24 protein-coding genes are annotated in these 25,929 nt (G+C 34.1%); 13 read left to right on the forward strand and 11 right to left on the reverse strand.

Annotated features, from left to right (window positions below; translation table 11 throughout):
* On the reverse strand, positions 1-726 hold the full coding sequence (gene bioD, locus A6B44_RS02615) for a dethiobiotin synthase (protein ID WP_090921758.1): 726 nt from the start codon (positions 724-726) through the stop codon (positions 1-3).
* Positions 727-878: 152 nt separating this feature from the next.
* Between bioD and rnd the strand changes: the two genes are divergently transcribed.
* On the forward strand, positions 879-1,997 hold the full coding sequence (rnd, locus tag A6B44_RS02620; RefSeq protein ID WP_090921760.1) for a ribonuclease D: 1,119 nt from the start codon (positions 879-881) through the stop codon (positions 1,995-1,997).
* 529 nt (positions 1,998-2,526) lie between these two features.
* Entirely contained in the window at positions 2,527-5,493 is a 2,967-nt protein-coding gene (locus tag A6B44_RS02625; protein ID WP_090921762.1) for a TonB-dependent hemoglobin/transferrin/lactoferrin family receptor, read from the forward strand.
* 140 nt (positions 5,494-5,633) lie between these two features.
* On the opposite strand, the gene recO is transcribed toward A6B44_RS02625, so the two are convergent.
* Entirely contained in the window at positions 5,634-6,353 is a 720-nt protein-coding gene (gene recO, locus A6B44_RS02630; RefSeq protein WP_090921764.1) for a DNA repair protein RecO, read from the reverse strand.
* On the reverse strand, positions 6,353-7,444 hold the full coding sequence (gene alr / locus A6B44_RS02635; protein ID WP_090921766.1) for an alanine racemase: 1,092 nt from the start codon (positions 7,442-7,444) through the stop codon (positions 6,353-6,355). Before alr ends, recO begins: the two co-directional genes overlap by 1 nt.
* Positions 7,445-7,572: 128 nt before the next feature.
* On the opposite strand from alr, the gene A6B44_RS02640 reads away from it, so the two are divergent.
* Both A6B44_RS02640 and A6B44_RS02645 read left to right on the forward strand, forming a co-directional pair.
* The gene (locus tag A6B44_RS02640) at positions 7,573-8,499 is read left to right on the forward strand and encodes an SPFH domain-containing protein (protein ID WP_090921768.1); all 927 of its coding nucleotides are present in this window, start codon (positions 7,573-7,575) and stop codon (positions 8,497-8,499) included.
* Positions 8,500-8,605: 106 nt separating this feature from the next.
* Complete coding sequence (locus A6B44_RS02645; protein ID WP_090921770.1) at positions 8,606-9,049, forward strand: NfeD family protein; 444 nt, start codon at positions 8,606-8,608, stop codon at positions 9,047-9,049.
* An 81-nt stretch (positions 9,050-9,130) separates the two neighbouring features.
* Here A6B44_RS02645 and A6B44_RS02650 read toward each other — a convergent pair whose 3' ends face one another.
* Positions 9,131-9,940 (reverse strand): HI_1241 family integral membrane domain, encoded by an 810-nt coding sequence (locus tag A6B44_RS02650; protein ID WP_090921772.1) that lies wholly within the window; start codon positions 9,938-9,940, stop codon positions 9,131-9,133.
* 156 nt (positions 9,941-10,096) lie between these two features.
* Here A6B44_RS02650 and gloA point away from each other — a divergent pair, with 156 nt between their 5' ends.
* The 5 genes from gloA (at position 10,097) to potC (ending at position 14,046) form a co-directional block, all read left to right on the forward strand.
* Positions 10,097-10,507, forward strand: coding sequence for a lactoylglutathione lyase (gloA, locus tag A6B44_RS02655; RefSeq protein ID WP_090921774.1), 411 nt, complete (start codon positions 10,097-10,099; stop codon positions 10,505-10,507).
* Positions 10,508-10,517: 10 nt separating this feature from the next.
* Complete coding sequence (lpcA, locus tag A6B44_RS02660) at positions 10,518-11,102, forward strand: D-sedoheptulose 7-phosphate isomerase (RefSeq protein ID WP_090921776.1); 585 nt, start codon at positions 10,518-10,520, stop codon at positions 11,100-11,102.
* A 217-nt stretch (positions 11,103-11,319) separates the two neighbouring features.
* Positions 11,320-12,435 carry a spermidine/putrescine ABC transporter ATP-binding protein PotA gene (potA, locus tag A6B44_RS02665; RefSeq protein WP_090921778.1) on the forward strand — a complete coding sequence of 372 codons (1,116 nt, stop codon included), beginning with the start codon at positions 11,320-11,322 and terminating at the stop codon, positions 12,433-12,435.
* Positions 12,419-13,279 (forward strand): spermidine/putrescine ABC transporter permease PotB, encoded by an 861-nt coding sequence (potB, locus tag A6B44_RS02670; RefSeq protein ID WP_090921780.1) that lies wholly within the window; start codon positions 12,419-12,421, stop codon positions 13,277-13,279. The genes potA and potB overlap by 17 nt, the downstream gene beginning before the upstream one ends.
* A complete protein-coding gene (gene potC, locus A6B44_RS02675) occupies positions 13,279-14,046 on the forward strand; it encodes a spermidine/putrescine ABC transporter permease PotC (protein ID WP_090921781.1) in 768 nt (255 codons plus the stop codon). The genes potB and potC overlap by 1 nt, the downstream gene beginning before the upstream one ends.
* Positions 14,047-14,113: 67 nt before the next feature.
* On the opposite strand, the gene coaD is transcribed toward potC, so the two are convergent.
* From coaD to aroK, 6 genes are read right to left on the reverse strand one after another with little or no spacing between them, the layout of a single operon-like run.
* Positions 14,114-14,584: a pantetheine-phosphate adenylyltransferase gene (gene coaD / locus A6B44_RS02680; RefSeq protein ID WP_090921782.1), complete on the reverse strand. Its 471-nt coding sequence runs from the start codon at positions 14,582-14,584 to the stop codon at positions 14,114-14,116.
* Positions 14,581-15,867, reverse strand: coding sequence for a lipid IV(A) 3-deoxy-D-manno-octulosonic acid transferase (gene waaA, locus A6B44_RS02685; protein ID WP_090921783.1), 1,287 nt, complete (start codon positions 15,865-15,867; stop codon positions 14,581-14,583). Before waaA ends, coaD begins: the two co-directional genes overlap by 4 nt.
* Positions 15,864-17,099, reverse strand: coding sequence for an O-antigen ligase family protein (locus tag A6B44_RS02690; RefSeq protein ID WP_090921785.1), 1,236 nt, complete (start codon positions 17,097-17,099; stop codon positions 15,864-15,866). Before A6B44_RS02690 ends, waaA begins: the two co-directional genes overlap by 4 nt.
* Positions 17,100-17,138: 39 nt before the next feature.
* A complete protein-coding gene (locus A6B44_RS02695; RefSeq protein ID WP_090921787.1) occupies positions 17,139-17,969 on the reverse strand; it encodes a Dam family site-specific DNA-(adenine-N6)-methyltransferase in 831 nt (276 codons plus the stop codon).
* Positions 17,959-19,086, reverse strand: a complete 1,128-nt coding sequence (gene aroB / locus A6B44_RS02700; RefSeq protein WP_420801018.1) for a 3-dehydroquinate synthase — start codon at positions 19,084-19,086, stop codon at positions 17,959-17,961. Before aroB ends, A6B44_RS02695 begins: the two co-directional genes overlap by 11 nt.
* Before the next feature lie 8 nt (positions 19,087-19,094).
* Positions 19,095-19,613 carry a shikimate kinase AroK gene (gene aroK, locus A6B44_RS02705; protein ID WP_090921789.1) on the reverse strand — a complete coding sequence of 173 codons (519 nt, stop codon included), beginning with the start codon at positions 19,611-19,613 and terminating at the stop codon, positions 19,095-19,097.
* A 314-nt stretch (positions 19,614-19,927) separates the two neighbouring features.
* Here aroK and djlA point away from each other — a divergent pair, with 314 nt between their 5' ends.
* The 3 genes from djlA to dusC are packed head-to-tail and all read left to right on the forward strand — an operon-like array spanning position 19,928 to position 22,369.
* Positions 19,928-20,779: a co-chaperone DjlA gene (djlA, locus tag A6B44_RS02710; RefSeq protein WP_090921791.1), complete on the forward strand. Its 852-nt coding sequence runs from the start codon at positions 19,928-19,930 to the stop codon at positions 20,777-20,779.
* Complete coding sequence (locus A6B44_RS02715) at positions 20,779-21,408, forward strand: DUF2238 domain-containing protein (RefSeq protein WP_090921793.1); 630 nt, start codon at positions 20,779-20,781, stop codon at positions 21,406-21,408. Before djlA ends, A6B44_RS02715 begins: the two co-directional genes overlap by 1 nt.
* A 43-nt stretch (positions 21,409-21,451) precedes the next feature.
* Positions 21,452-22,369 carry a tRNA dihydrouridine(16) synthase DusC gene (gene dusC, locus A6B44_RS02720; RefSeq protein ID WP_246253140.1) on the forward strand — a complete coding sequence of 306 codons (918 nt, stop codon included), beginning with the start codon at positions 21,452-21,454 and terminating at the stop codon, positions 22,367-22,369.
* A gap of 2 nt (positions 22,370-22,371) precedes the next feature.
* On the opposite strand, the gene A6B44_RS02725 is transcribed toward dusC, so the two are convergent.
* Positions 22,372-23,997, reverse strand: coding sequence for a phosphoethanolamine transferase family protein (locus A6B44_RS02725; RefSeq protein ID WP_090921797.1), 1,626 nt, complete (start codon positions 23,995-23,997; stop codon positions 22,372-22,374).
* 258 nt (positions 23,998-24,255) lie between these two features.
* Here A6B44_RS02725 and pyrG point away from each other — a divergent pair, with 258 nt between their 5' ends.
* Positions 24,256-25,893, forward strand: a complete 1,638-nt coding sequence (pyrG, locus tag A6B44_RS02730) for a CTP synthase (protein ID WP_090921799.1) — start codon at positions 24,256-24,258, stop codon at positions 25,891-25,893.
* Positions 25,894-25,929 lie beyond the last annotated feature (36 nt).

The following is a 25,929-nucleotide window of genomic DNA, read 5'->3' on the forward strand; positions in this document are numbered from 1 at the left end:
TTAGGTTGATTGAGAGAAGTATTGTAACAGTGGTTCAGGGTTTTGAATATAATTAAAGAGTTCTCTTTTTTCAGGACGTCCGATATAAGGAAGCTCTCCTAGTAAAGGTGCATCAATTTTTTGTTTTAAAAGTTCAATTAATTCAGGGTAATAGCGAACACCGGGATTAATACGGTTAGCAACCCAACCAACTATTTTAATATTCTGTTGTTTAATCGCATTGAGTGTTAATAATGTTTTGTTGACACAACCTGCTTGAATACCCACAACAAGTAATACAGACATTTCAGTCAATTTTATCCAATCTGCAAAGGTGTATTCAGCATTAATCGGTGTTAGCCAACCGTGAGTTCCCTCCACAATCACATTTTTATAGTGATGCTCCAAATGGGCTAAATCTCTATTGAGGTTATCAATATGAATACAATGAATTTTTCCCAAAGCAGAAAAGACAGGAATACTAAACCCAGTAAAGGAGTAACTATTAATTTTTTGATGAGGTAACAACCCTTTACAACTGGATCGTAGAATTAAAATATCCTTATGTTCTTCAAAACTATAATTAGTATTATTGGGTTCAATCAGCTTATCATCATCATTGCCACAAGCGATGGGTTTATAAGGCGCAATTGAAATATTATGGTTTTCTAATAATTGTAATAATGCACGGGAAACCGTTGTTTTACCTATGTTAGTATCCGTGCCAGTAATAAATAAAGATGCCATTTTTCTTCCTATTTTTATTCATTAGTTGCTATTGTAATGAAAAAACGTAAAAGAAGTTATGTTCTAGATCAAGGCTTGGTAATTTTAATTAAGATTGGCAATTGATTAAATTACCTTTAGAATCTACAAAATTAAGGGAGAGAATCATTATTATGAATAACATAGATTATCGATGGATTGAATCAAATTCATCACTACTTGAAGCCTGTCAACAGATCAGTTTACAACATACCGTAATGTTAGATACCGAGTTTGTGCGCACTCGTACTTTTTACCCTAAATTAGGGCTTATTCAATTATTTGATGGTAAGACGGTTTACCTTATAGATCCACTTGCGATTGATAATTTTACCCCTTTTATTGAGTTATTAGCCAATAAAGGTGTTATCAAAGTTTTACACGCTTGTAGTGAAGATTTAGAGGTTTTTCAGCATTATTTCAATCAAATGCCACAGCCAATGTTAGATACACAAATTATGGCAGCCTTTTTAGGGCTTGGGACATCGACAGGTTTTGCAAAATTAGTGCAGCACTACCTTAATATTGAATTAGATAAAGGTGCTTCTCGAACCAATTGGCTAAAACGTCCATTAAGTGACGTTCAATTACAATATGCTGCAGCTGATGTATGGTATTTATTGCCAGTGTATCAACGCTTACGAGAGCAATTTGAATTAAGTTCTTGGCAAGAAGCGATTAGGGAAGAGTGCCAAACTGAAATAGAAAAACATACTCAAAGTGTAGATCCCAATAACCTATATAAAAAAATCCCTAATGCTTGGAGACTAGAGTCTCAACAACTTGCCGTGTTACAGCTATTGGCAAAATGGCGCTATGAAGAGGCACAAAAACGAGATTTAGCCCTCAACTTTGTAGTGAAAGCAGACTGTTTATCGCAAATTGCTGAATTACAGCCTAAACATACTTCTGTTTTACTTGAATTTATGCATCCTAATGAAGTACGGATTCATGGTAAAAAAATTCTCAAACTGGTAGAGCAAGGTAAAGCAATTTTACCTGAAAATTATCCTTCTAAAGTAACTCGATTAGTGGATGAGGAAGGTTATAAACAGACGATGAAAGCGTTACAGCAAAAACTTAAACAGATTTGCCCTGATAACTTAGAGCAAGGCTTACTGGCAAGTAAGCGCCAGTTAAATCAACTTTTTAAATGGATAAAAAAAGGTGAAAATCCACAACACTTACCTGAATTACTTAAAGGTTGGCGAACTGAATTTGGGAAAAAATTGCAAAAAGTGGTGACAATGTGACCGCTTAAAAAAGAATAATTTCTCAGATCGTTAAAAAATTCAACATTTATCATTCATAGAGCATTCAAATTTGAATGCTTTTTTTCTTCGATGAATCAGGGCAGGATCATACTTTTATTAGAGCAAAACAATATTTAAAATTTAATAAAAAAATCAGTAATTTGCTTTAACATTAATATTTATTAATGTCCTCTTGCATTATGAAGAAAACCCTTCGACAAGCTCAGGGAGCAAAAAAATAGCGGTTGCTGAGCCTGTCGAAGCATAAGCTTCTCTTAATATAATGAGTACAAATCAATACTTGTATTACATAATTACTATTAATTTATAAAAATCAATGGCTAAAAGTTTCCGATTGCCTTGTCTAATGGGTTGAAAATCAACCAAAATCTTAAGAAAAATTAACCCAGTTGGGTAGTTTATTATGCTAAATTAAATTATAATAAGCAAATGCGAACTGTTTTCGTTTATGTTTTTATTATTGTATTTTTCATATTATATTTTTTCTTTTTTATAGGAGGTTATGTTTATGTTACAAGGGAAAAGTGTTCAAGAATTAAGCGGTGGAGGAGTAGCTAAACTCTTTTGTTATTCTTTACTGTCCTTATCTATTAGCAACTCATTTGCAGAAGAAACTACGTTAGGTACTATCAATGTTATTGATTCACCTGAAAGTATTCAAAATAAAAAAGTAGGTGAAACAATCAAAACCTCCAAAACTTTAGAAAAACAACAAATTTCAAATACACGTGATTTAGTCAAATATGAAACAGGTATTTCTGTGGTTGAAAAAGGACGTATGGGTTCAAGTGGCTATGCTGTTCGTGGTGTAGAAGAAAACCGTGTAAATATTACCATTGATGGTTTACAACAAGCTCAAACACTTTCTTCACAAGGCTTTAAAGAGCTTTTTGAAGGTTATGGAAATTTTAATAATACTCGTAATGGTATCGAAGTAGAAACAATCAAAGAAGTAAATTTAGCCAAAGGTTCGGACTCAACCAAAGTAGGTAGTGGAGCGTTAGGTGGTTCGGTTATTTTTAAAACCAAAGATGCACGTGATTTTTTAATTGGTAAAGATTTTTACTATAAATTTAAAGCAGGCTATGCTTCTGCTAATAATGAAGATATGTTCTCACACACTCTTGCAGGACGTTATAAATATTTTGATGCGTTATTAGTGAGAACTGATCGTGATGGGACAAACTTTGAGAATTTTGGGTATGATAAATATGATGATAATGCTCAAGGTCGCTCACGTCAAAAAGCCGATCCGTATACTATTGAAAAAGCCAGTACATTAGTGAAATTAGGCTATAATCCAAATGAAAATAATCGTTTTACTGTGATGCTTGATAATTCTTTACAGACATCAAGGGGAACAGATTGGTCTTATACTTTAGCACCATTAAAAAGTGAACCAGATAAACCAGAAACAGCTTCTCGACACACTAATGATAAAAGTAAGCGTAAAAATATTGCATTTAGCTATGAAAATTATAGTGAAACACCTTTTTGGGATAGTTTAAAATTTACTTTTTCTCAACAAGAGATCACACAGACTGCTCAAACAGATGAATGGTGTGAGGGCGGTGAAAAATGTCAGCAGTACGCTAATCCAGCAGGATTAAAATTAGAAAAAAATGGTGCAGGAACTGTTGTTGATCAATATGGTGGTAGAGTTAAAACAAGTCGAGAAAATAATTTGACTGTATTAACAGACAGTAAAGGTAAAAAATTCCATACTTATTCTCCCAAAAGAGCTAATGAGACTTGGTTCGATTGTTCTTACATTGATTGCTCAAAAGAGATAGATGTATTTAAATTAGGCTGGGGTGATGGTGATGCTACTTACTCAAAAGCAAAATTAGACAAAATTTATGTTGATGATGATGGTAAAAAATGGGCATCAACTAACTCGTGGGACTTTATTGATTATCCAGCAACATCAGGCTTTTCTGAAGGATTTTATCGTAAGCGAGATTTAATTACTAAAACGAAAGATATTCGTCTTGATTTAACAAAGTTATTCACTATTTATGATATAGACAATGATCTTAAATATGGAGTAAGTTATACAGATACGAAGAAATCAATGGTTAATACAGAATATTTTCGGGTTGTTCCAAACACACCTATAATGTGGTGGGCTGAAAGATTCCCAGGATTAGATTTTTGGACAGGTAAAAAGAAAGAATGTAAAGATGTGACTAATACATTAATTTGTCCAAAAGAGGGAAAACTATTTAGCTTCTTATTACCAGTGAAAACCAAAACAGAATCATTATATTTTGCTAACAATATGCAAGTAAATGACTGGTTAGCCTTTGATTTAGGCTATCGTTATGATCGTATTAGCTATAAGCCAGAATATATTGAAGGAGAAACGCCAGCTATTCCTGACGAAATGGTAAAAGGTGTATTTATTCCGCTACCATCTAAACCTAATTGGAGAGATTATCCAACTTGGGGAGATTATACAAAGGCACGAGATAAGTACGAAAAATTAGCCAAAGAAAATCCTGCTTTAAATCGTAAATATTTAACAGAACAGAAGCGTAAAATGGATCATCATAGCTACTCATTTGGTGCGACTATTGATCCAACAGATTATTTACGTATTCAAGCTAAATATTCAAATGGTTTTAGAGCTCCAACTTCAGATGAGATGTATTTTACATTCAAACATCCTGATTTTACGATTAAACCAAACAATGATTTAAAGCCTGAAACTGCAAAAACTAAAGAGCTTGCATTTACATTACATCAAGATAATAGCTTTATTACATTTAGTGGTTTTAGAACAGATTATCGTAACTTTATTGATTTAAATTTTTTAGGAACAGAAACATTTACAACAGATACAGGCTCAAGAGCTGGACTTCCTTATCTTGTTTATCAAAATATTAACCAAGAGAAAGCAAAAGTGAAAGGTTTTGCAATAAATACTAAACTCTTTTTATCTCAATTTTCAGAAAAATTAACAGGTTTTAATGTTGGATATAAGTATAGCTATCAAAAAGGTAAAATGTATCGTAAAAATGAGCAAAGTTATGTGCCAATCAATGCTATTCAACCACATAAACAGGTATTTAGTTTAGGTTATATTGCACCAGAAGGAAAATATGGTTTAGATTTTTATTGGACACACGCTTCTTCGAAGAAAGCAAGTGATACTTATAATCAATTCCATAAAGAAGAGCAAGCAAATGATAGTTATGCTAAATATTTAAGTCGTTCTTTTGATGTATTTGATATGGTTGGTTTTTATAAACCAATTAAACATTTAACACTTCAGGCTGGTATTTATAATTTATTTAATAAAGATTATATGACTTGGGAAAATGCTCGTTCTATCCGTTCAATTGGAACAAGTAATCGTATATGTCAGCGTGGGAATGTAAAATCTCTTGGTTGTAATTATCCTGATCAAGGTATTGAACGCTTCCACTCTCCAGAGCGTAACTTCAAATTTAATCTACAATACGAATTTTAATTAATCTATTGTAATTTAAAGTAAATAAATCCTTATTTAGCATTAGTTAAATAGGGATTTTTTATTTATCTAGTGTAGTAAAAATATGCAAAAAGTTATAATCATCTTACCGCTTATTTGTGTGTTCGAATGTAGCAGATTTAATATTTTACTTTTCCAATCACTTGCTGAAATAGTTCTCTACTTTTTAGAGGCGTTGACCCTAAAAAAGGTTTTAACGCATAGCGAGTAAAGCGTTTAGCCGCTTGTTGGGTGGATTTTTCACTAAAATCTAATTGGTGAAAAGCCAGTAAATCTTTGCCTAAGTAACTTTGATTATTTTGTAAAACTGAAGCAATAAACCCTTTTTCTGCTTTATATTGATAAGTCATTGTTTCTTCAATAGGCTTACCTGTTGCAGCGCAGTGGCTAAAACTGATTTCGTAGCCTAATGCTTTTAACAAGTGAAATTCAAAGGTGCGTAAAGTGGGTTCAATGTGTTGAGGTTGAATAGCAAGTTGAGTAATACACTCCAAATAATACTGAAATAATTCAGGGTAAGCGGTATGATTTTCTAATGTTTTTACTAAAATTTCATTAACATAAAATCCGCTATACAGTGCCATTGTTTGCATTGGTAAACCCAGTGAAGCGGGTTCTGCTTTGGTAAGGGTTTTAAGCTCTCCTTTGCCTGTCCAACGCAGTAATAATGGTGTGAAAGGTTGTAAGACGGATTTTAATGGAGAGCGGACTCGTCTAGCGCCTTTGGCAAGTAATGTGATTCGCCCGCTATGTTCAGTGAACAGATCCACCAGTAAACTACTTTCACTGTATTCTCTACGGTGTAATACAAAACCTCGTTGCCAATTGTCGACACTCATTACTCTTTATACTCAATTTCAACACGTGGTGTAATTTGGGTCACCAGTTCATAACTGATAACCCCAATGGTTTGTGCGACTTCTTCGATGGGTAATTCCTCACCCCACAAAATAACTTTATCTCCCATTTTATCGGTGCTATCGATACCTAAATCAACCGTTAGCATATCCATAGAAACACGTCCTACAATGGGTACTTTACGACCATTGATCCAAACAGGTGTACCATAAGGTGCATTACGAGGATAACCATCGCCATAGCCAATGGCGACTACGCCCAGTTTAGTGTCTTTTTCACTGACCCAATAATTGCCATAACCTACTGGCTCACCTGCATTATGATCTCTTACAGCAATAAGCGTCGAGGAGAGGGTCATTGTAGGTTGAAAACCCAGTGCTTTGATAGGGGTGTAATGAGGTGAAATACCGTGCTGAATAATCCCTGCTCTAACCCAGTTATAATGGGATTGTGGCCAATACAAAATGCCACCAGATGCTGCCATACTGCGTTCATTGCTATAACCTGCGGTGGCTTTTTCAAAACAGTGAATTTGTTTCTCAGAATAATTGTTTTCAGGTTCATCAGCACAGCTAAAATGAGAAATAAAACGAATTTTATCAACAAGTTTACACTTTTCTAAACGCTGAAAGGCGTCATCTACATTTTTAGGTTGAAAACCTAAACGGTGCATTCCTGTATCAATTTTTATCCACACATTAATAGCATCAAGCGGTACGATCTGATCAACTTTTTGCAAATTTTCAATCATTTCAAGTTGTTCAAAATTATGAATAATAGTATCTAATTTTTTCTCAAAGACCTGTTGTAATTCTATTTCATCAAAAAAACCTTCTAATAATAAAACGGTGCCTTGATAATCTAGCTGACGAATAGTCATTGCTTCAGAAATACGAGCCACAGCAAAGGCATCGACCTTATTTTTTAGGGTATTAATTAAATGAGGGATAGTTTGACCATAGCCATTTGCTTTGATAACAGAACAAAGCTTGCTGTTTGGTGCTAAGCTTTTGATACGTTGAATATTATTATGTAATGCCGTTATGTTAAGCGTTAATATCGCTGATTTCATTTATTGTTCCATTTGCTTCTTTTTATAATTTTAAGATAGAAATTATACTTTAAAATAAAATTTTATAGAAATAAATACTAAAAGGAGTAATATATAATGAAAATCAACCTTTTTATAGGAGAAAATTTATGTTTGGTTTTGAAATTTCTGCTTTCCCTATTTTGTCAGTGATCTTTGTGATTTTTGTTTTAGTGGTATTGTATTCTACCCTAAAAATCGTACCACAAGGTTATAACTGGACGGTGGAGCGCTTCGGTCGTTATACACGTACACTAAAACCAGGTCTAAGTATCGTTGTACCTTTTGTTGAGCGAGTAGGTCGTAAGATCAATATGATGGAACAGGTACTTGATATTCCATCACAAGAAGTGATTTCTAAAGATAATGCGAGTGTGTCTATTGATGCAGTTTGCTTTGTGCAGGTTGTGGATGCTCGTAGTGCTGCTTATGAAGTGAATAATTTAGATCAAGCGATTATTAATTTAACAATGACCAATATGCGTACCGTACTAGGTTCAATGGATCTTGATGATATGTTATCGCAACGTGATTTAATTAATGGTCGTTTACTCGGTATTGTCGATGAAGCAACCAACCCTTGGGGTGTAAAAGTCACTCGTATTGAAATTCGTGATGTGAGTCCTCCACAGGAACTAATTGCGGCGATGAATGCTCAAATGAAAGCTGAACGTAATAAACGTGCAGAAATCTTGGAAGCGGAAGGGGTGCGTCAAGCTGAAATCTTACGTTCTGAAGGGGATAAACAATCTCGTATTCTCCAAGCTGAAGGGGAGCGTCAAGAAGCCTTCTTACGAGCAGAAGCACGTGAACGTCAAGCTGAAGCAGAAGCAAGAGCAACACAAATGGTATCTGATGCCATTTCAGCAGGTAATATGCAAGCGATTAACTATTTTATTGCTCAAAAATATACTGAAGCACTGAAAGAAATTGGTGGAGCAGATAATAGTAAAGTTGTGCTTATGCCATTAGAAGCTGCAAATCTAATGGGATCAATCTCGGGCGTTGCTGAATTGCTGAAAGGCGATAAAAAATAAAAATTGGAAACTATTTTCGTAGAGGCAAAACATATCTTGTCTCTACGAGTAGTTATTTTTGCAAATTTTTTGTTATATCTTACCGCTTAAAATCAAGGAGAAAAATATGGAATGGCTTACAGCGTGGAATAGTTGGCTAATTGCTGGTTTTGTATTACTTATTTTAGAAGTCTTTCTATCAGGTGTATTTTTTATGTGGTGGGGCTTTGCTGCAATGATTGTGGCGGGTATTGTCTCTGTTGTTACCATTTCTATTTCGTGGCAATTTACTATTTTTGCTGTTTTAGCGATTATCTTTAGCTTTTTTTGGTGGCGTTATCAACAGAAAAAAGATCTGGAACAAGATGCAGCCTCTTCTTTAAATCGTCGTGATCACGCAATGTTGGGTAAACAAGGGCGAGTTGTTGACATTTTAGATAATGGTGCAATTCGTGCTAAATTTGCAGATACGACTTGGAAAGTTGAAGGGCAAAATTTAGCCATTGGAGACAGTGTACAAGTGACGGATGTGCAAGGTATTGTGTTAATGGTTGAAAAGTTAGAAAGTTAAAAATTACACACAATACCATAAAGTAAAAGAAAGAATAGATAACCCTAAGGTAAGAGATTACTTTAGGGTTATTTTATTTGGTTAAACCGCATTTATAAGAGGATATAAAACTCCTAAAAATGTGGCAATTGTCCACGCAGTCATATTTTTGATATTTTGTCCTAGTAATAACCAAGCCAGCATGGCTAAAATACCAAATTGAGCAAGAAAATAACCGCTAATCGTAAAATAGTTGATGGCCTCTTGAGGCAATAAAGAAAGAACAAAAACAGTCCAAATATAGTTACAGACTAATACAAGCAGTGCTACTTTAACTAACAGTTTTAAAAAGGCTTCAAGACGTGTTTTTGCAAGGACGAGATACCAACCTGCAAGTAATACTCCTAATAAAATTTGTGCAAAATTATTGCCTCTTAACCAGTTGAAAAGAGAAGGAAGCTCAAACCAATAAATTGCAAAATATTGAATAAATCCTACCGCTATAATACCAAATGCACAATAAACGGTTGTTTTATATAAACTTTCATCATTGGGTAAACGCCAATATACAATAGATAAAAAGAGAGCGGCTAAGCCTGCAATAATTGCAGGGGTATGTTTAGGCGTAAAAAAAGTAGAATATAAAAAATTACCCAGAGCAAAAATGATGAGTAAATTAAGAATAAAGCTGAAACGCCCACGTTGTCCCTTACATATATCACCTTTCCATAAGACGATGAAACTAATTAGTCCTAGCGTTAAAAAGGCGATCAGATAAGGGGAAATAAAAATTGAATGGGCTGGTGCCGCATAAAAATTCAGCATCATCTCTATAAATAACATCAATACTAAAGGCAAAGATGCGTGAATAGCAGTTTCTAGTTTAGGGGTGGCGTCATGATCATGCATAATAAATAAAAGTTGGGATAATTTTTAAAAATGTATTATGCCATAATACCGTTCTCTTTTTCTATAATCTATTTACTTTTTAGAAAGGGTTGTAACAAAAAAAATTTATGTGATAATACAGGTATTTCGAAAAGAGAGTATTTTTTAAAGGGGATAAAAATGCGAGTTTTACATACAATGTTACGAGTTGGAAATTTAGAGCGTTCACTTAAATTTTATACAGAAATTTTAGGAATGCGTTTACTTAGAATGAGTGAAAATAAAGAATACAAATATACCCTTGCTTTTGTGGGTTATGAAGATGAAGATAAAGGCGCAGTAATTGAGTTAACCTATAACTGGGGGACTGAACATTATGATTTAGGTACTGCTTATGGGCATATTGCTTTAGGTGTCGATGATATTTATGCAACCTGCGAAGCCATTAAAAAGGCAGGTGGAAAAGTGACTCGTGAAGCAGGTCCAGTATTGGGTGGTAATACAGTTATTGCGTTTGTAGAAGATCCAGATGGTTATAAAATTGAATTTATTGAAAATAAAAGTGCCCAAAAAGGACTAGGTAATAGCTAAGGAGCAATCAATGTATCAACAACAAATTTTAAGTGAATTACAAGAAGCCGCTGATGTCTTGAATAAATTTATGACGGATGAAAAAAATATTCAGTTAATTCAAGAGGCTGCATTGTTAATTTCAGAGAGTTTTAAGCAAGGTGGCAAGGTGCTATCTTGTGGTAATGGCGGTTCCCATTGTGATGCAATGCATTTCGCAGAGGAGTTAACAGGGCGTTATCGTGAAAATCGTCCAAGTTATCCTGCAATTGCTATTTCTGATGTCAGCCATTTAAGTTGTGTAAGTAATGACTTTGGTTATGAATATGTGTTCTCTCGTTATGTTGAGGGTGTAGGGCAAAAAGGTGATGTATTATTTGGACTTTCTACTTCTGGAAATTCACAAAATATCATTAATGCAATGCAAGCCGCTAAAGCAAAAGGAATGAAAACCATTGCAATGACAGGTAAAGATGGCGGAAAAATGGCAGGCATTGCAGATGTAGAAATTCGAGTTCCCCACTTTCGTTATGCAGACCGTACTCAAGAAATACATATTAAAGTCATCCATATTTTAATGATGTTAATTGAGTTTGAAATGGCGAAAGAAGCTTAATATCTTATTTCAAAATCAAAAATTGTGACATAATTTAAATTATTTATTATGTCACAATTTTTTATGGAAAATTTGCAAATTTTTCTTTCCATCTTACCGCTTTAACTATATTATTAACCGCTTTTATTTTATACAAAAATAAGAGTATAAATTGTACTTTTTATTTTAAATGATTATTTAAACTTATTCTCAATATTTAGGAGGGAAACAACAGTAGATGGAAAAGCAAAATCAACAACCCATCATTGAACTACGTTCATTAACCAAGCGTTATGACGATAAAACAATTATTGAAAATTTCGATCTTATCATTAACAATGGTGAGTTTTTAACTATTTTAGGCCCTTCAGGCTGTGGTAAAACAACGGTATTACGTTTAATCGCTGGATTAGAAGAGCCAAATGGTGGGACGATTAAACTGGATGGTAAAGATATTACCAATATTCCCGCAGAACATAGACACGTAAATACTGTGTTCCAAAGTTATGCACTTTTCCCTCATATGACTATTTTTGAGAATGTGGCTTTTGGCTTAAAAATGCAAAAAGTATCCAATGCAGAAATTAAACCTCGAGTAATGGATGCATTGAAAATGGTGCGTTTAGATCAAATGGCGAACCGTAAACCAAGTGAACTGTCAGGTGGACAGCAACAACGTATTGCCATTGCGCGTGCTGTAGTCAATAAACCTAAAGTGTTATTACTTGATGAATCTCTTTCTGCGTTAGATTATAAATTGCGTAAAGAGATGCAATATGAATTAAAAGAGTTACAACGTCAGCTTGGTATTACTTTTATTTTTGTTACCCACGATCAAGAAGAGGCATTAACAATGTCGGATCGTATTATTGTAATGAATGAAGGCAATATTGAACAAGATGGTTCGCCTCGTGAAATTTATGAAGAGCCTAAAAACTTATTTATTGCTCGTTTTATCGGCGAAATTAATGTATTTGAAGCAGTCGCTATCGAGCGTACTGATGAAAAAACAGTAAAAGCGAATGTAGAGGGAAGAATTTGTGATATTCATACAGATCTTCCAGTGGTTGAAGGGCAAAAATTAAATGTGTTACTGCGTCCTGAAGATATTGTGATTGAAGAACTTGATGAAAATGAAAGTGCTAAGGCTGTTATCGGACACGTAACCAATCGTACCTATAAAGGTATGACTCTAGAAACAAACGTAATGCTTGATCGTAATGGAATGAAAGTATTGGTCAGTGAATTTTTTAATGAGGATGATCCAAATATTGATCATTCAATTGGTCAAAAAGTAGCATTAACGTGGTACGAAGGTTGGGAGGTTGTACTTAACCATGAAATTAACCAGTAATAAATTTCAAAAAGTAACCATTGCCGTTATTTTTGTGTGGTTAGTTTTTTTTGTACTAATGCCAAATTTATTGGTTTTTGTTACCAGTGTAATGACGAAAGATAGCAGTAATTTTGTGGAATTGACCTTTTCATTAGATAGCTATAAACGTTTAATTGATCCACTTTATTCAAAAGTATTGTGGAACTCTTTATATTTATCTGGAGTTGCAACCCTATTATGTTTATTAATTGGTTACCCTTTTGCATTTTTAATTGCAAAATTTTCAATAAAATATCGACCATTTTTACTTTTTTTAGTGATTCTTCCATTTTGGACGAACTCATTAGTGCGTATTTATGGGATGAAAATTTTCTTAGGTGTAAAAGGGGTATTAAATAAATCATTGCTTGCAATGGGATTGATTGATAGTCCAATACGTATATTAAATACCGAAGTTGCCGTGATTATTGGTTTGGTTTATATCTTATTACCTTTTATGATTTTACCGCTATATTCGTCTATTGAAAAATTAGATAATCGTTTATTAGAGGCAGCAAAAGATTTAGGAGCAAATGGTTTTCAGCGCTTTTTACGAGTTATCTTACCATTAACAATGCCTGGCATTGTAGCAGGTTGTTTATTGGTTTTATTACCTGCAATGGGAATGTTCTATGTGGCAGATTTATTGGGTGGCGCAAAAGTATTACTAGTGGGTAATGTGATTAAAAGTGAATTTTTAGTTACACGTAACTGGCCTTTTGGCTCAGCAATTAGTGTTGCTTTAACGGTATTAATGGCAGTGATGTTATATATTTATTACCGAGCTAATAAATTATTAAATAAAAAGGTGGAGTTAAGCTGATGAAACGTGTATTAAAAAGCCTTTTTAGTCTGAGTGTTTATGCTTTTTTATATATTCCCATTATTATTTTAGTGGTTAATTCTTTTAATGCTGATCGTTATGGAATGCGTTGGAAAGGATTTGATTGGAAATGGTACGAGCGTTTATTTAATAATGATACCCTAATGCAATCCGCCCTTCATTCTGTGACTATTGCATTTTGTGCAGCAACTATTGCGACTATTATCGGTGGCTTGACGGCAATTGCTCTTTATCGTTATCGTTTTAGGGGAAAGCAGTTTGTAGGTGGAATGTTGTTTATTGTAATGATGTCTCCTGATATTGTAATGGCGGTTTCATTTCTTGCTTTCTTTATGTTTTTAGGAATGGCACTGGGCTTTTGGTCACTGTTATTTGCTCATATTACATTTTGTTTACCCTATGTTGTTGTGACGGTGTCTTCTCGATTAAGCGATTTTGATGTGAAAATGTTAGATGCAGCGAGAGATTTGGGGGCAAGTGAGTTTACGATTTTGCATAAAATTATTTTTCCATTAATTTTACCTGCAGTCGTATCAGGTTGGCTACTGAGCTTTACAATTTCACTTGATGATGTGGTAATTTCTTCCTTTGTAACAGGAGTAAGTTATGAAGTGTTACCACTGAAGATTTTTTCTTTAGTGAAAACAGGAGTGACTCCAGAAGTTAATGCCCTTGCAACCTTAATGATTATACTTTCATTAATATTGATTATTTTAAGTCAAGTAATTGGTAAAAAGAAATTATAAGTAATTTAATTGTTTATAAAACAACCCACTTGAGCAATTGGTATAAACCAAATCAGTGGGTTATTTTTTATCTTAAATTTTGAACTGCTTGATTAACTGCGGCAGGAACAAATTGCTGAATGTCACCATTATGATAATAAATTTCTCTTACCATAGTAGAAGATAAATATTGCCATTTTGCAGATGGAGGAAGAAAAATGGTTTCAAGATTGGGGGAAAGTTTTTCATTAAGTTGAGCCAATTGTATTTCATAGTCTACATCACCGCTATTACGAATACCTCGAATTAATGCTGTCACTTGATGCTCTTTTGCCAAGTTGACAAGTAATCCACTAAAGCCAATCACAGAAACATTCTCTAGGTGTACCGTGCTTTTTTGAACTAAATCAACTCGCTGTTCTAATGTAAAAAGGGGCGTTTTTGAAGGGTTTTTAGCAACCGCAACAATCACGTGAGAAAAAAGTTTTGTTGCTCGCCCTATTTGGTCTAGGTGTCCATTAGTAATGGGATCAAATGTACCTGCATAAATGACATTCATTTTTTTTCCTCTAAATAAGGTTTAAGTAAATCTAAATGGCGCTCAAGGGCTCCTTGATTTTCTTTTAAGACTTTAAATCCAGCATCTCCTATTTGACGACTGTAATTTGCATTTTTTAATAAAGATGTGACCGCTTGGGTAAGGGAGTCCACAGTACTTTCAATTTCAATAAAACCATTCACATTTTTTAGTTTTCCAAACATTTCGGTAAAATTATAAGTATAAATGCCTGAAATAACAGGAATTTTAAATGCAATAGGTTCGAGAGGATTGTGACCACCGTGTTTCACTAGACTACCTCCGACAAAAGCAATATCAGCGATACCATAAAATAACATCATTTCTCCCATCGTATCACCCAGTAAAATAGAGGTATTTTGATCTAAAGGTTGGTACTCTGAACGGCGTATAAAACTCATATTGGTTTTTTTAATGATCTCAGCAACACTATCAAAGCGTTCCAGATGTCGAGGAACGAGAATTAAAACTAAATTAGGGTATGTCTTTAATAAGATTTTGTGCGCCCTTAAAATAATTTTATCTTCACCATCGTGAGTACTGCCAGCCACCCAAACTGGGCGATCGCCTAGTTTCAATGTGTGGGTTAATTGTTTAATATTTTGGTAGAGAGGTTCATCAATATTTAAGTCAAATTTAAGATTTCCCGTATTTATCAAACGTTCTGATGGGATACCTAAATTGGCAAAACGATCTGTACTGACTTTATCTTGAGCCATTACAAGTTGAATGCCGTTTATCATTGGCTGAATATATTTTTTGAGGTAGCCATAACGTTTGCTAGAACGAGTAGATAAGCGAGCATTAGCAATAACAAAAGGGATCTGCTTGGCATTTGCTTGTTTTATTAAGTTTGGCCAGAGTTCAGTTTCTACAACAATAATGACTTTAGGTTGTATAAAGTGTAAAAATCGTTTTACGAAGCAAGGGAGATCATAAGGTAAATAAAAATGTGATACGCTATTTCCAAAAGCAAATTTTACTCTTTCAGAGCCAGTTGGTGTGACGGTTGTAAAAGTAAGCGGTAGGTTAGGGTAAACTTTTTGCAATTTTTTAACTAAAGGGGTAATTGCGATGACTTCACCGACAGATGCAGCGTGAATCAGTATCCCATTTGGTTGTACTTTGGGTACATTACTATAAATGGTATAGCGTTCATTTACCCTTTTTCGATATGCAGGTTGTTTTATACTACGTCTAAGTATTTCTAGGAAAATAAGAGGCTGTAATAAATAGCTAATAATAGTGTAAAGCTTAAATATCATTGTTCATCTTCCTTTCTTGCTATTCTCTGTAAACTGAGCAAAATAATGACAGAGGTAAAGTAGAACATTGTCCCCGAATTATGAGATAAAAAGGATTGAGTTAAACAATAACCCATAGTCGCTATAATATGGGTTATTCCCATAGTTCCAAATAGCTGAGAAAGTTTATTGGAGCTTCGTTTGAGACCGTTTAAAAATAAGCTAAAAGGGACAAAGAAGATCGCAAGCAATGCAAGTAATCCTAAAACACCACGTGCAGAACCATCGTGTAAAAACTGATTATGGGAGTGATTAAAGGTTGAGGATAATTTAGATATATAACCCTGCTCAAAATGCTGTTTTCGCATTTCCTTAACACCTTCTAACCCCCAGCCAAAGAGCGGTTTTTCATCCATACCACGTATAGCACTTTTGTACATATCTAATCTAGCTCCAGAAGAGGTCGAACACTTATTGTGTTTAAGGCAATTGGTGATATTGTTATTGAGGCTGCGCCATTGGCTTTCACCAATTTTATAGCTAGCCCCTCCCACTATAATTAAAAAAATAATGAAGAGAGTAATAATTTTTTTAGAGAAGAGATGACGGTATAACCACATTACTACTAGTATCGTGAGGAAAAATCCTACGAGAGCACCACGAGTTAGCGTTAGCAAACTAGCCATAAAACTCAGTATAAAAGCAATACTACTAATAATAACGAGTATATTGTTTTTTAATTGATAAAAATAAAAGCTAATACAGAGAGAGAATAATGCGAGCGTTATTGCAATATCTCCAGCTTGAATTTTTAGATGTTGTGGAAATGGATAAGGAATATGAAGATAAAATCGCTGAATACCAGCAACAATACCCGCTATAAAACAAGCAATAATGATTGCATATATTATCCACAGAGGTTTTATTTTTATATGTGTAAAGAGTGCGAATAGAGGAAGTACAAATAATGCTCTGCTTGGTAAATCCAGTTCATTAGTCTTTCCATTATGCAAAATAAACGAGAGCACAAATAGCAAGAAATAGCTTATAAAAGTGATAACCAGCAGTTTATTTTCAGGTTGGATTTTAAATGTTTTATTTTTAATACTAACGATAATAAAATACAGTCCAGAAAGACTTAAAATAATAGGAATCGCAGTATAACTTACTTTAAAGTGTAAGATAAGAATAAAGAACAACCCAGTAAGAAAGGTATAAATATTGGATTGATTATTTTTTAGTACAGATAGCATAATTTCCTCCGCTATAAGCGGTCGATTATATAAAAAAATTTACAAATTAAACAGTGCAAACAACTCATTTACTTTGACTCTCGATTTTGGATTTTGTCCAATAAAGCGTTGTACAGGAAAGGTAAACAATTCTGCATCACTATAAATTTCACGAGTAAAGGGGGTGTCGTGATTAGAAATTAATACAGGTATATTTTTACGAGAAAGTTGTATGGCTGATTTAGCTAACTTTTGTTGCTGTTCTAGATCAAAGCCTCCCCCTGAATAGTGAGTGAAGTTTGAATCTTGTATTAAAGGAGCATAAGGGGGATCGCAATAAATAATATAATCGTCTTTACGCTGTTGCAAATAATCAAAAGTGTGTTTGAAGTCTGCACAAAGAAACTCTGCTTTTTGTGCTTTTTGAGCAAAGAAATAGAGTTCTTTTTCAGGAAAGTAGTGGCGAGTATAGTGTCCAAAAGGTACATTATATTTATGCTTTTTGTTATAACGACATAAGCCATTAAATCCAAAACGATTTAGGTAAAGAAATAATACGGAGCGACGAAAAGTATCAGATGAGTCATTAAATTCGGTGCGCACATCATAGTAAAAACTTTTGGAATTAGCATTTTTATGAGAGAAAATATTTTCTACTTCAGTAATATAATGCTCTACATCATTTTTGACTGTATTAAACAAATTAATTAAGTCAGGGTTGATATCAGCCAGTATATAGCGATCATAATCAGTATTAAGAAAAACAGCACCAGCCCCTACAAAAGGTTCAACCAAACATTTTCCTTCAGGTAAATGTTTACGAATTTCAGGAACGAGGCGATATTTTCCTCCTGCCCATTTTAAAAAAGGACGTCTTTTCTCAACATTCATTGATATTATTCTTCAAAGTATCGGTTTGAGTACAGAGTTGAATAGATTCAATTATCTGACTTTCAGTTGCCTCTGAATAGATATAAGCTTGACCTAGTGATTTCAACAAAATTAAACGCAATTTTCCTGTTAACACTTTTTTATCTCGCCACATATAAGGCAAATAATCTTGTGGTTGCATACCATCTGGTGAAGTTGTAGGAAGAACGGCTCGCATTAATAATTTTTCAAGACGCACGATATCTCGTTGTGTTAAATCACCTAATATTTTTGATAAAACAGTAGCTTCTAACATCCCAAGGGCAATGGCTTCTCCGTGTAACCATTTTCCATACCCTAGATGCGTTTCTATTGCGTGTCCATAAGTATGACCGAAATTCAATAAGGCACGATCACCCTGCTCTTTTTCATCACGAGCGACAACATCCGCTTTTAATTGACAACAGCGTTGAATACAATAGTTAAGCGCAGATTGTTCAAGAGCTAATAAATCATCAATATGATTTTCTAACCATTCAAAAAACGTGAGATCAAAGATTGCACCATACTTAATTACTTCAGCTAGCCCTGAGCAGAACTCCCTTTTGGGCAAAGTAGCTAACGTATTGGTATCAATAATCACACTAATTGGTTGATGAAATGCACCAATCATATTCTTACCTAAAGCGTGATTGACGCCTGTTTTACCACCAACGGAAGAGTCAACTTGAGACAGTAATGTTGTTGGAATTTGTATAAAACGAATACCTCGTTGATAAGAGGCGGCTGCGTAACCCGTAATGTCACCAATTACCCCACCCCCTAAAGCAATCATCACTGAATCACGATTATGATTTTTTTCCAACATTGCCGTAAAAATCAGATTCAGTGATTCTAATGTTTTAAATTCTTCACCATCTGGAAGTAACACCACATCAACTTGACAGCCTAATTCTCTTAACGTACTTTCAACTGTGCAAAGGTACTCTTTAGCAATAGTAGGATTGGATACGATCATTACCTTATCTTTTGCCTTTAATGGCGAGTAGTTTTCCGCTTTTTCTAATAAATTAGCACCAATTGAAATCAGGTAGCTGCGTTTATTCAATTGTACCTTTACCTTAGATATACCTTGCATTTTTTTGCCTATAAATTATCTATTAAATCAATAATATGAGAAGCCGTTACTTTAGCACTTTGCTGATCTGTTTGCAGTGTAATATCGGCAATTTCTTCATAAAGAGGATTGCGTTGTTTTGCTAATGCTTCTAGAGCCGCTCTTGGATCTTCCGTTTGTAGTAGAGGACGTTTCTTATCTCGTTGCGTTCTTTCAAATTGTTTATCTACTGTGGTTTCAAGGTAGATAACAATACCACGAGCAGATAACATATTACGATTCTCTTTAGAAAGAACAGAGCCACCACCCGTTGAAATAACAACACCTTGCTCTTTTGTCAATTCGTTAATGATTTTCTCTTCTCTTTTACGAAAACCTGCTTCCCCCTCTAAGTCGAAGATCCAATCAATACTTGCACCTGCTCGTTGCTCAATTTCTGTATCAGAGTCAATAAAGTTCATTCCTAATAGTTGTGCAAGTTGGCGTCCAATGGTACTTTTCCCTGCACCCATAGGACCAATTAAAAAGATATTACGTTTTTCAGCCATGTTCTGCCTATTATTATGTAAAATTAATATAAATTCGATTTGTAAATTGTCGTAAAAAACTGACCGCTTGATGTGAATACAAGCGGTCAGATTCATAATATTTTTTACAAAATTAATGGAGTGTTTTAGATATCACTTAAAAAATATTTTGTACCCACAAATCGCCCAAAAAAATATAACCTAATTATCTCAAGAAACGCCCCTATTTTTCAACAGTTAATTGCTAAAGAAAGATAAAGATTGCTTAAACTTCCCCTTTTTGATTAATTTACGTTAGAATATAGGGAGTTTTTATCTTATTTAGGAAATTTGGAATGCAATTTTGGGGAAAATTTTTAGGCTTTGTTCTAGGTTATAAGTTTTTTGGTGGATTTTTTGGCGGCATTTTAGGTTGTATTGTAGCCCATTTCTTAATGAAAAAATTCTATGAGACCCAAAAAATTAGCTCTAGTTTTTTTCAAGGAAAAATTTCTCGTCAATCTTTATTTATGCAGACAACTTTTGCTGTTTTAGGGCATATGGCAAAAGCCAAAGGACGAGTCACACAGGATGATATTCAGCTGGCAAAACAGTTAATGCAACGTTTGCAACTTGATGAAAATAATAAAGAATTAGCAAAAAAAGCATTTAGTCGAGGAAAAGAAAGCGATTTTCCTTTACGTCAAGTGTTACAAGAATTTCGTGAAGGGTGTGGAAAGCGTGGTGATTTATTGCGTTTCTTTATTGAAGTGCAAATGCAAGCCGCATTACAAGATGGTACCCTAGAAAAAAATGAAGAAGAGATTTTATACACCATTGCTGAAATGTTAGGCGTATCTCAATTGCAATTTCAACAAATGCTTGCAATGGTCGCTGCTGCTCAACGTTTTCGTTCAGGAGGCTTTGAAGGACATTATCAAGGCTCTTACCAGCAATCAAATCGCTATGGTGGCTATCATCAAACCGCTCAACCAAGTTTAAAAGATGCCTATGTTGTATTAGGGGTAGCGGAAGATGCAGATCAAACAACGGTGAAAAGAGCATATCGTAAGTTAATGAATGAGCATCATCCAGATAAATTAGTCGCAAAAGGACTGCCTCCTGAGATGATGGAAGTTGCCAAAGAAAAAGCACAACAAATTCAAGCTGCGTATGATCTTATTTGTAAATCAAAGGGGTGGAAATAATGCAACAAAATTCTCATTCAATACCATTTTTTCTGTTCATTGTGATCAGCTGTATTGCTGTATGGTCAGGTTTTGATCCTGTAGATAGGGCTGTTTGGTATGCTGAGTCTATACCAATTTTCGTCGTCTTTGGATTGTTAATTATCACTTATCCTTTCTTTAAGTTTAGTGGTTTAGCTTATACGTTAATGTCTTTTTGGATGATTTTGCATTTTATTGGTGCAAAATACACTTTTGCTAGTGTACCTTTTGGTTGGATAAACCCATACTTAGAACCATTTTTGGGAGAAGGAAGAAACCATTTTGATCGGGTTGCACACTATATTATTGGTTTTTATAGTTTTCCTATTGCTGAGTTTGTATTACGTAGAGGCAAATGTACTTTAGGTACAGCACTTTTCTTAGGGCTTTTCTCCATTATGTCACTTGCGGCTGCTTATGAAATTATTGAATGGCAATATGCTGTTATTGAGGGCGGTAATGCTGGCGTAGAATTTTTAGGCTCTCAAGGAGATATTTGGGATGCCCAAAAAGATATGCTCGCAGATACTTTAGGAGCAATTACGGCATTAATTTTGTATTTGTTCGCTCGACCAGATAAGAAAAAACAAGAAAATTTCTTTGAATAAGCGGTATGATTGAGTGAAAAATTTGCAAATAATTCTAGCACCAATGCAAGGGGTGCTAGATCCTCTTGTTCGTCAATTACTGACATCAATCAATGAATATGCTCTCTGTATCTCAGAGTTTGTACGTGTTGTAGATAGCCGTTTACCTCCAAAATCTTTTTACCGACTTTGTCCTGAATTACGTAATAATGGTCAGACACAGTCTGGCACCCCCGTCAGAGTACAGCTTTTAGGTCAGCATCCACAATGGTTAGCAGAAAATGCGCAAAGAGCTATTGAACTGGGTTCGCAAGGTATTGATCTTAACTGTGGTTGCCCATCAAAAACAGTGAATGGCAATATGGGAGGAGCCTCATTATTAAAAGATCCAGAGCTTATTTATCAAGCAACTAAAGCAATTAGAGAGGCTGTGCCGAAAGAGCAAGTAGTATCGGTAAAAATTCGTTTAGGATGGGATTCTGCTTTGCACTCTTTTGAAATTGCTGATGCAGTAGAGCAGGGCGGAGCCAATGAAATCACCATTCACGGACGAACCAAAAAAGATGGCTACAAAGCAGAAAAAATTAATTGGCTAGCTATTCGTCATATCCAGCAAAAACTAAATATTCCAGTGATTGCAAATGGTGAAATTTGGGATTATAAATCTGCAAAAAAATGTTGCGAAGTGACCGCTTGTAATCGATTAATGATAGGAAGAGGCGCATTGAATATCCCCAATTTAAGTAAAGTGATTAAATATGATGAACCCAAATTAAGCTGGCAAGAGGTATTAGTACTAATGCAGCAATACTTACATATGGAAAACCAATTTGATTCTGGTTTTTATCATACGTCTCGTATCAAGCAGTGGTTAAAGTTTCTTTTAAAAGAGTATGAAGAGGCCAATACGTTGTTTAATAAAGTCAAAGTGACACAGTGTCCTTTGGAAGTTAAACAATGTATTGAAGTATTAATAAAATAATATTATTTCTGTGTATTAAAATTTGGAATATCATCTATTTCCAATTTTTCGTATTCCACATTTTTTTCAAAATTAAATACTTTAATATTTTCATCATTTTTAGTTGAAAAGAAATGATAGTCTTTCTTTAAATCACTTGATGTTATACCCAGCCATTCACTAAATCCATAAATAAAGTTAAAGGCACTTCTTTTGGTATTTACCAGCGTTCTTTTTGTATCATCACTAGATATTTTAAAAAAAGGAACGTTATAATTTGATTTAAATTTAGAATCATAATCTAAGTCTAGTTCTTCTTTCTCATCTTTATTTATATGGTTTAGACCATGATCAGAAAAATAGATAAGGGAATAACTCTCTTGGTTTGTTTCTTTTAATAGTGTAACCACATCATTAATAAATTTGTCTGTTTTTAAAATAGTGTTGGCATAACATGACATTTTTTTATTTATAAAGTGTAATTTCTTTTCATCTTTGGTTAATCTAGAACAAAAACTATTGTGAGAGCCCATCATATGCAACACAAATAATCTTGCTTTTTTATTACTTTTATTCTCAATTAATCGACGCTTAAATTGATCTAACAGTTTGAAATCATCGACATCATCAGTATTAAACCCTCCTTTTTTAGTAAAATGGAAAAAATCTGCACTGACTCCAACTCTACTTGCCACCGTGTCGTATTTACCAATACTTCCTTGATTTGAAAGCCAATTTGTTTCAATGTGAGCAGCTTTAGCCAATGTAATGATATTATACGAGTGATCCGTTTTTTTTCCTTTTTTAAAATAAAGGGATTTTAATAATGAATGATAAGTAGCAGGTGCTGTAGAAATATAACCTGCATTTATATAGCCTTTTGTTTTATCTAAAAAAGGTGAAGTGGGTAATTTAAAACCATAAGTTGAAAAATAATCTTTTCTTGCACTCTCACCAATAATCAATACATAATTTTTGTATTTTGGAGAGACAGATAAAATTTTCCACGGATTTGGCTTATTTGCAATGGTTTCTAATTCGTGTTTTTCTGTATAGTAATTATTGACACTTTCATAAATATTGGCATAAAAAGAAATAATATTGATTGGTGTAGTCGATAACCGCCAAATTTGTTTATTTTCATCATCGAAATTGTTAGACTGCATTAAATAATATTTAGTTGGTATAAAAACGACTGAAAAAATAAAAACAAATGAGAGAGCAATATAAAGCATTTTTTTCCGTTGATTATAAGGAGATCTTTGATTGTATTTTTTCAATCTAATCAGTATGATACTTGAAAATATAAAAAGTAACGGAATGGATAAGTCAGTAATGTCAATTTTTTTTATAAAATCTAATGATTCTGATAAATTGGTTTCCAAAAAGGCCGCAACTATACCAGAGTTTAATGAACCATAGTGAAGTGAAATAGGATAATACAGCGATAAAGTTACAGTTAAAAATATAATAATCCCAGTAAAAAGACGTTCATTAAAAGCGTAAATTAAGTAATAAAAAATAAATGTGCTTAGAATAGCATAATGTAAGCTATTTTCAGGTGAAATAATAGTAGAAAGAAAAGAGAATAGCAATAACCAAATATAAAAAATACGACGATTTAAATAGGCTATTAACTTTGAAAACATACCAATGTCACAGATAAAATTAAATAACGGCTATTTTATATAAAAAAATATTACTTAGCAATTACAATACTTTTAAATGAAGATTTAGGAAAAGTTTGCAAATTTTTGTGATGATCTTACCGCTTATTTTGCTAGCTAAAAAAACATTTTTACTGTAAACTGTGATCCCGTCCTAATGGTTTATAGTAATACACTTTATGACCATTCTGAAACTGAAACATTCCAACAATAACAAAGCAAATAAACAAGGCAAATAAAATGACAACAAATTATATTTTTGTAACGGGCGGTGTTGTATCTTCTTTAGGTAAAGGGATTGCAGCGGCCTCTCTTGCATCTATTCTTGAAGCCCGTGGTTTAAATGTCACCATTATGAAATTAGACCCTTATATAAACGTTGACCCAGGTACGATGAGTCCTACTCAACACGGTGAAGTTTTTGTTACCAAAGATGGAGCAGAAACAGATTTAGACTTAGGGCATTATGAACGTTTTATTCGTAATAAAATGACTCAAGCCAATAATTTTACCAGTGGGCGTATTTATTCTGATGTGCTACGCAAAGAGCGTCGTGGTGATTACTTAGGAGCAACGATTCAGGTTATTCCACATATCACCAATGAAATTAAGGCACGTGTTGTTGCCGGTGGAAAAGGTTATGATGTCGTCATTGTTGAAGTGGGGGGAACGGTAGGAGATATTGAGTCTCTTCCATTCTTAGAAGCATTACGTCAGCTTGCTGTGGATGTTGGGCGTGAAAATACCTTATTTATGCACTTAACTTTAGTGCCTTATATTCCAACAGCAGGTGAAATAAAAACTAAACCAACACAACACTCAGTAAAAGAGATGCTTTCTATTGGTATCCAACCAGATGTACTGATTTGTCGTTCAGATAGAGCCATTCCATCAAACGAAAAATCAAAAATTGCACTGTTTTGTAATGTGCCTGAAAAAGCGGTTATTTCATTAAAAGATGTCAATTCTATCTATCAAATTCCTGCATTGTTAAAATCACAAGGTTTAGATCAATTTGTGTGTGATCGTTTTAAATTTAACTGTCCTGAAGCGGATTTATCTGAATGGGAGCAAGTACTTTACCAACAATCAAACCCAACAGGGGAAGTCACCATTGGTATGGTAGGAAAATATGTTGAATTACCTGATGCCTATAAATCTGTGAATGAAGCGTTAAAACACGGTGGTTTGAAAAATCATTTAACCGTTAATATTAAATATATTGACTCACAAGATGTTGAAAGTAAAGGTACAGGCGTTTTAACTGATTTAGATGCGATTTTAGTTCCTGGAGGCTTTGGTTATCGTGGTATTGAAGGCAAAATTCTAACCGCACAATATGCCCGTGAAAATAAAATTCCTTACTTAGGTATTTGTTTAGGGATGCAGGTTGCATTAATTGAATATGCTCGTAATGTGGCAGGCTTAACGCAAGCAAGTTCAAGTGAATTTGATAAGGACTGTCCACAGCCAGTGATAGGTTTAATTACTGAATGGCAAGATGCAGATGGCAGCGTAGAGAAACGTACGGATAATTCTGACTTAGGCGGAACAATGCGTTTAGGTGAACAAGCGTGTCATTTAGTGGAAGGAAGTTTAGCTCGTGAGCTTTATGGTACTGAAACTATTTTTGAACGTCATCGCCATCGTTATGAGGTGAATAATAACTTACTTCCTCAAATTGAAAAAGCGGGGTTAAAAGTAACAGGCTTATCAGCAGATCATAAATTAGTTGAGATTATTGAAGTACCAAATCATCCTTGGTTTGTTGCTGCTCAGTTCCACCCTGAGTTTACTTCAACTCCTCGTGATGGTCATCCTCTTTTTGCTGGTTTTATTAAAGCCGCAATAGAGTATCAAAAAAGAGCAATAAAGTAATTTAAGCTCTTAATAACCTCTCTCCGTAAATGGAGA

Origin of the sequence: Pasteurella skyensis, from assembly GCF_013377295.1 — a bacterium.
GTDB lineage: Bacteria > Pseudomonadota > Gammaproteobacteria > Enterobacterales > Pasteurellaceae > Phocoenobacter > Phocoenobacter skyensis.

Excerpts from the sequence above, each read along its gene's own strand:
- A6B44_RS02640 (WP_090921768.1), top strand. The coding sequence starts at position 7,573 with ATGTTTGGTTTTGAAATTTCTGCTTTCCCTATTTTGTCAGTGATCTTT.
- pyrG (WP_090921799.1), top strand. The coding sequence starts at position 24,256 with ATGACAACAAATTATATTTTTGTAACGGGCGGTGTTGTATCTTCTTTA.
- bioD (WP_090921758.1), bottom strand. The coding sequence starts at position 726 with ATGGCATCTTTATTTATTACTGGCACGGATACTAACATAGGTAAAACA.
- aroB (WP_420801018.1), bottom strand. The coding sequence starts at position 19,086 with ATGCAAGGTATATCTAAGGTAAAGGTACAATTGAATAAACGCAGCTAC.
- gloA (WP_090921774.1), top strand. The coding sequence starts at position 10,097 with ATGCGAGTTTTACATACAATGTTACGAGTTGGAAATTTAGAGCGTTCA.
- A6B44_RS02625 (WP_090921762.1), top strand. The coding sequence starts at position 2,527 with ATGTTACAAGGGAAAAGTGTTCAAGAATTAAGCGGTGGAGGAGTAGCT.
- potA (WP_090921778.1), top strand. The coding sequence starts at position 11,320 with ATGGAAAAGCAAAATCAACAACCCATCATTGAACTACGTTCATTAACC.
- A6B44_RS02645 (WP_090921770.1), top strand. The coding sequence starts at position 8,606 with ATGGAATGGCTTACAGCGTGGAATAGTTGGCTAATTGCTGGTTTTGTA.
- rnd (WP_090921760.1), top strand. The coding sequence starts at position 879 with ATGAATAACATAGATTATCGATGGATTGAATCAAATTCATCACTACTT.
- A6B44_RS02690 (WP_090921785.1), bottom strand. The coding sequence starts at position 17,099 with ATGCTATCTGTACTAAAAAATAATCAATCCAATATTTATACCTTTCTT.
- lpcA (WP_090921776.1), top strand. The coding sequence starts at position 10,518 with ATGTATCAACAACAAATTTTAAGTGAATTACAAGAAGCCGCTGATGTC.
- potB (WP_090921780.1), top strand. The coding sequence starts at position 12,419 with ATGAAATTAACCAGTAATAAATTTCAAAAAGTAACCATTGCCGTTATT.
- potC (WP_090921781.1), top strand. The coding sequence starts at position 13,279 with ATGAAACGTGTATTAAAAAGCCTTTTTAGTCTGAGTGTTTATGCTTTT.
- A6B44_RS02695 (WP_090921787.1), bottom strand. The coding sequence starts at position 17,969 with ATGAATGTTGAGAAAAGACGTCCTTTTTTAAAATGGGCAGGAGGAAAA.
- coaD (WP_090921782.1), bottom strand. The coding sequence starts at position 14,584 with ATGAATGTCATTTATGCAGGTACATTTGATCCCATTACTAATGGACAC.
- djlA (WP_090921791.1), top strand. The coding sequence starts at position 19,928 with ATGCAATTTTGGGGAAAATTTTTAGGCTTTGTTCTAGGTTATAAGTTT.
- waaA (WP_090921783.1), bottom strand. The coding sequence starts at position 15,867 with ATGATATTTAAGCTTTACACTATTATTAGCTATTTATTACAGCCTCTT.
- A6B44_RS02725 (WP_090921797.1), bottom strand. The coding sequence starts at position 23,997 with ATGTTTTCAAAGTTAATAGCCTATTTAAATCGTCGTATTTTTTATATT.
- aroK (WP_090921789.1), bottom strand. The coding sequence starts at position 19,613 with ATGGCTGAAAAACGTAATATCTTTTTAATTGGTCCTATGGGTGCAGGG.
- recO (WP_090921764.1), bottom strand. The coding sequence starts at position 6,353 with ATGAGTGTCGACAATTGGCAACGAGGTTTTGTATTACACCGTAGAGAA.
- dusC (WP_246253140.1), top strand. The coding sequence starts at position 21,452 with ATGCAAGGGGTGCTAGATCCTCTTGTTCGTCAATTACTGACATCAATC.
- A6B44_RS02715 (WP_090921793.1), top strand. The coding sequence starts at position 20,779 with ATGCAACAAAATTCTCATTCAATACCATTTTTTCTGTTCATTGTGATC.
- alr (WP_090921766.1), bottom strand. The coding sequence starts at position 7,444 with ATGAAATCAGCGATATTAACGCTTAACATAACGGCATTACATAATAAT.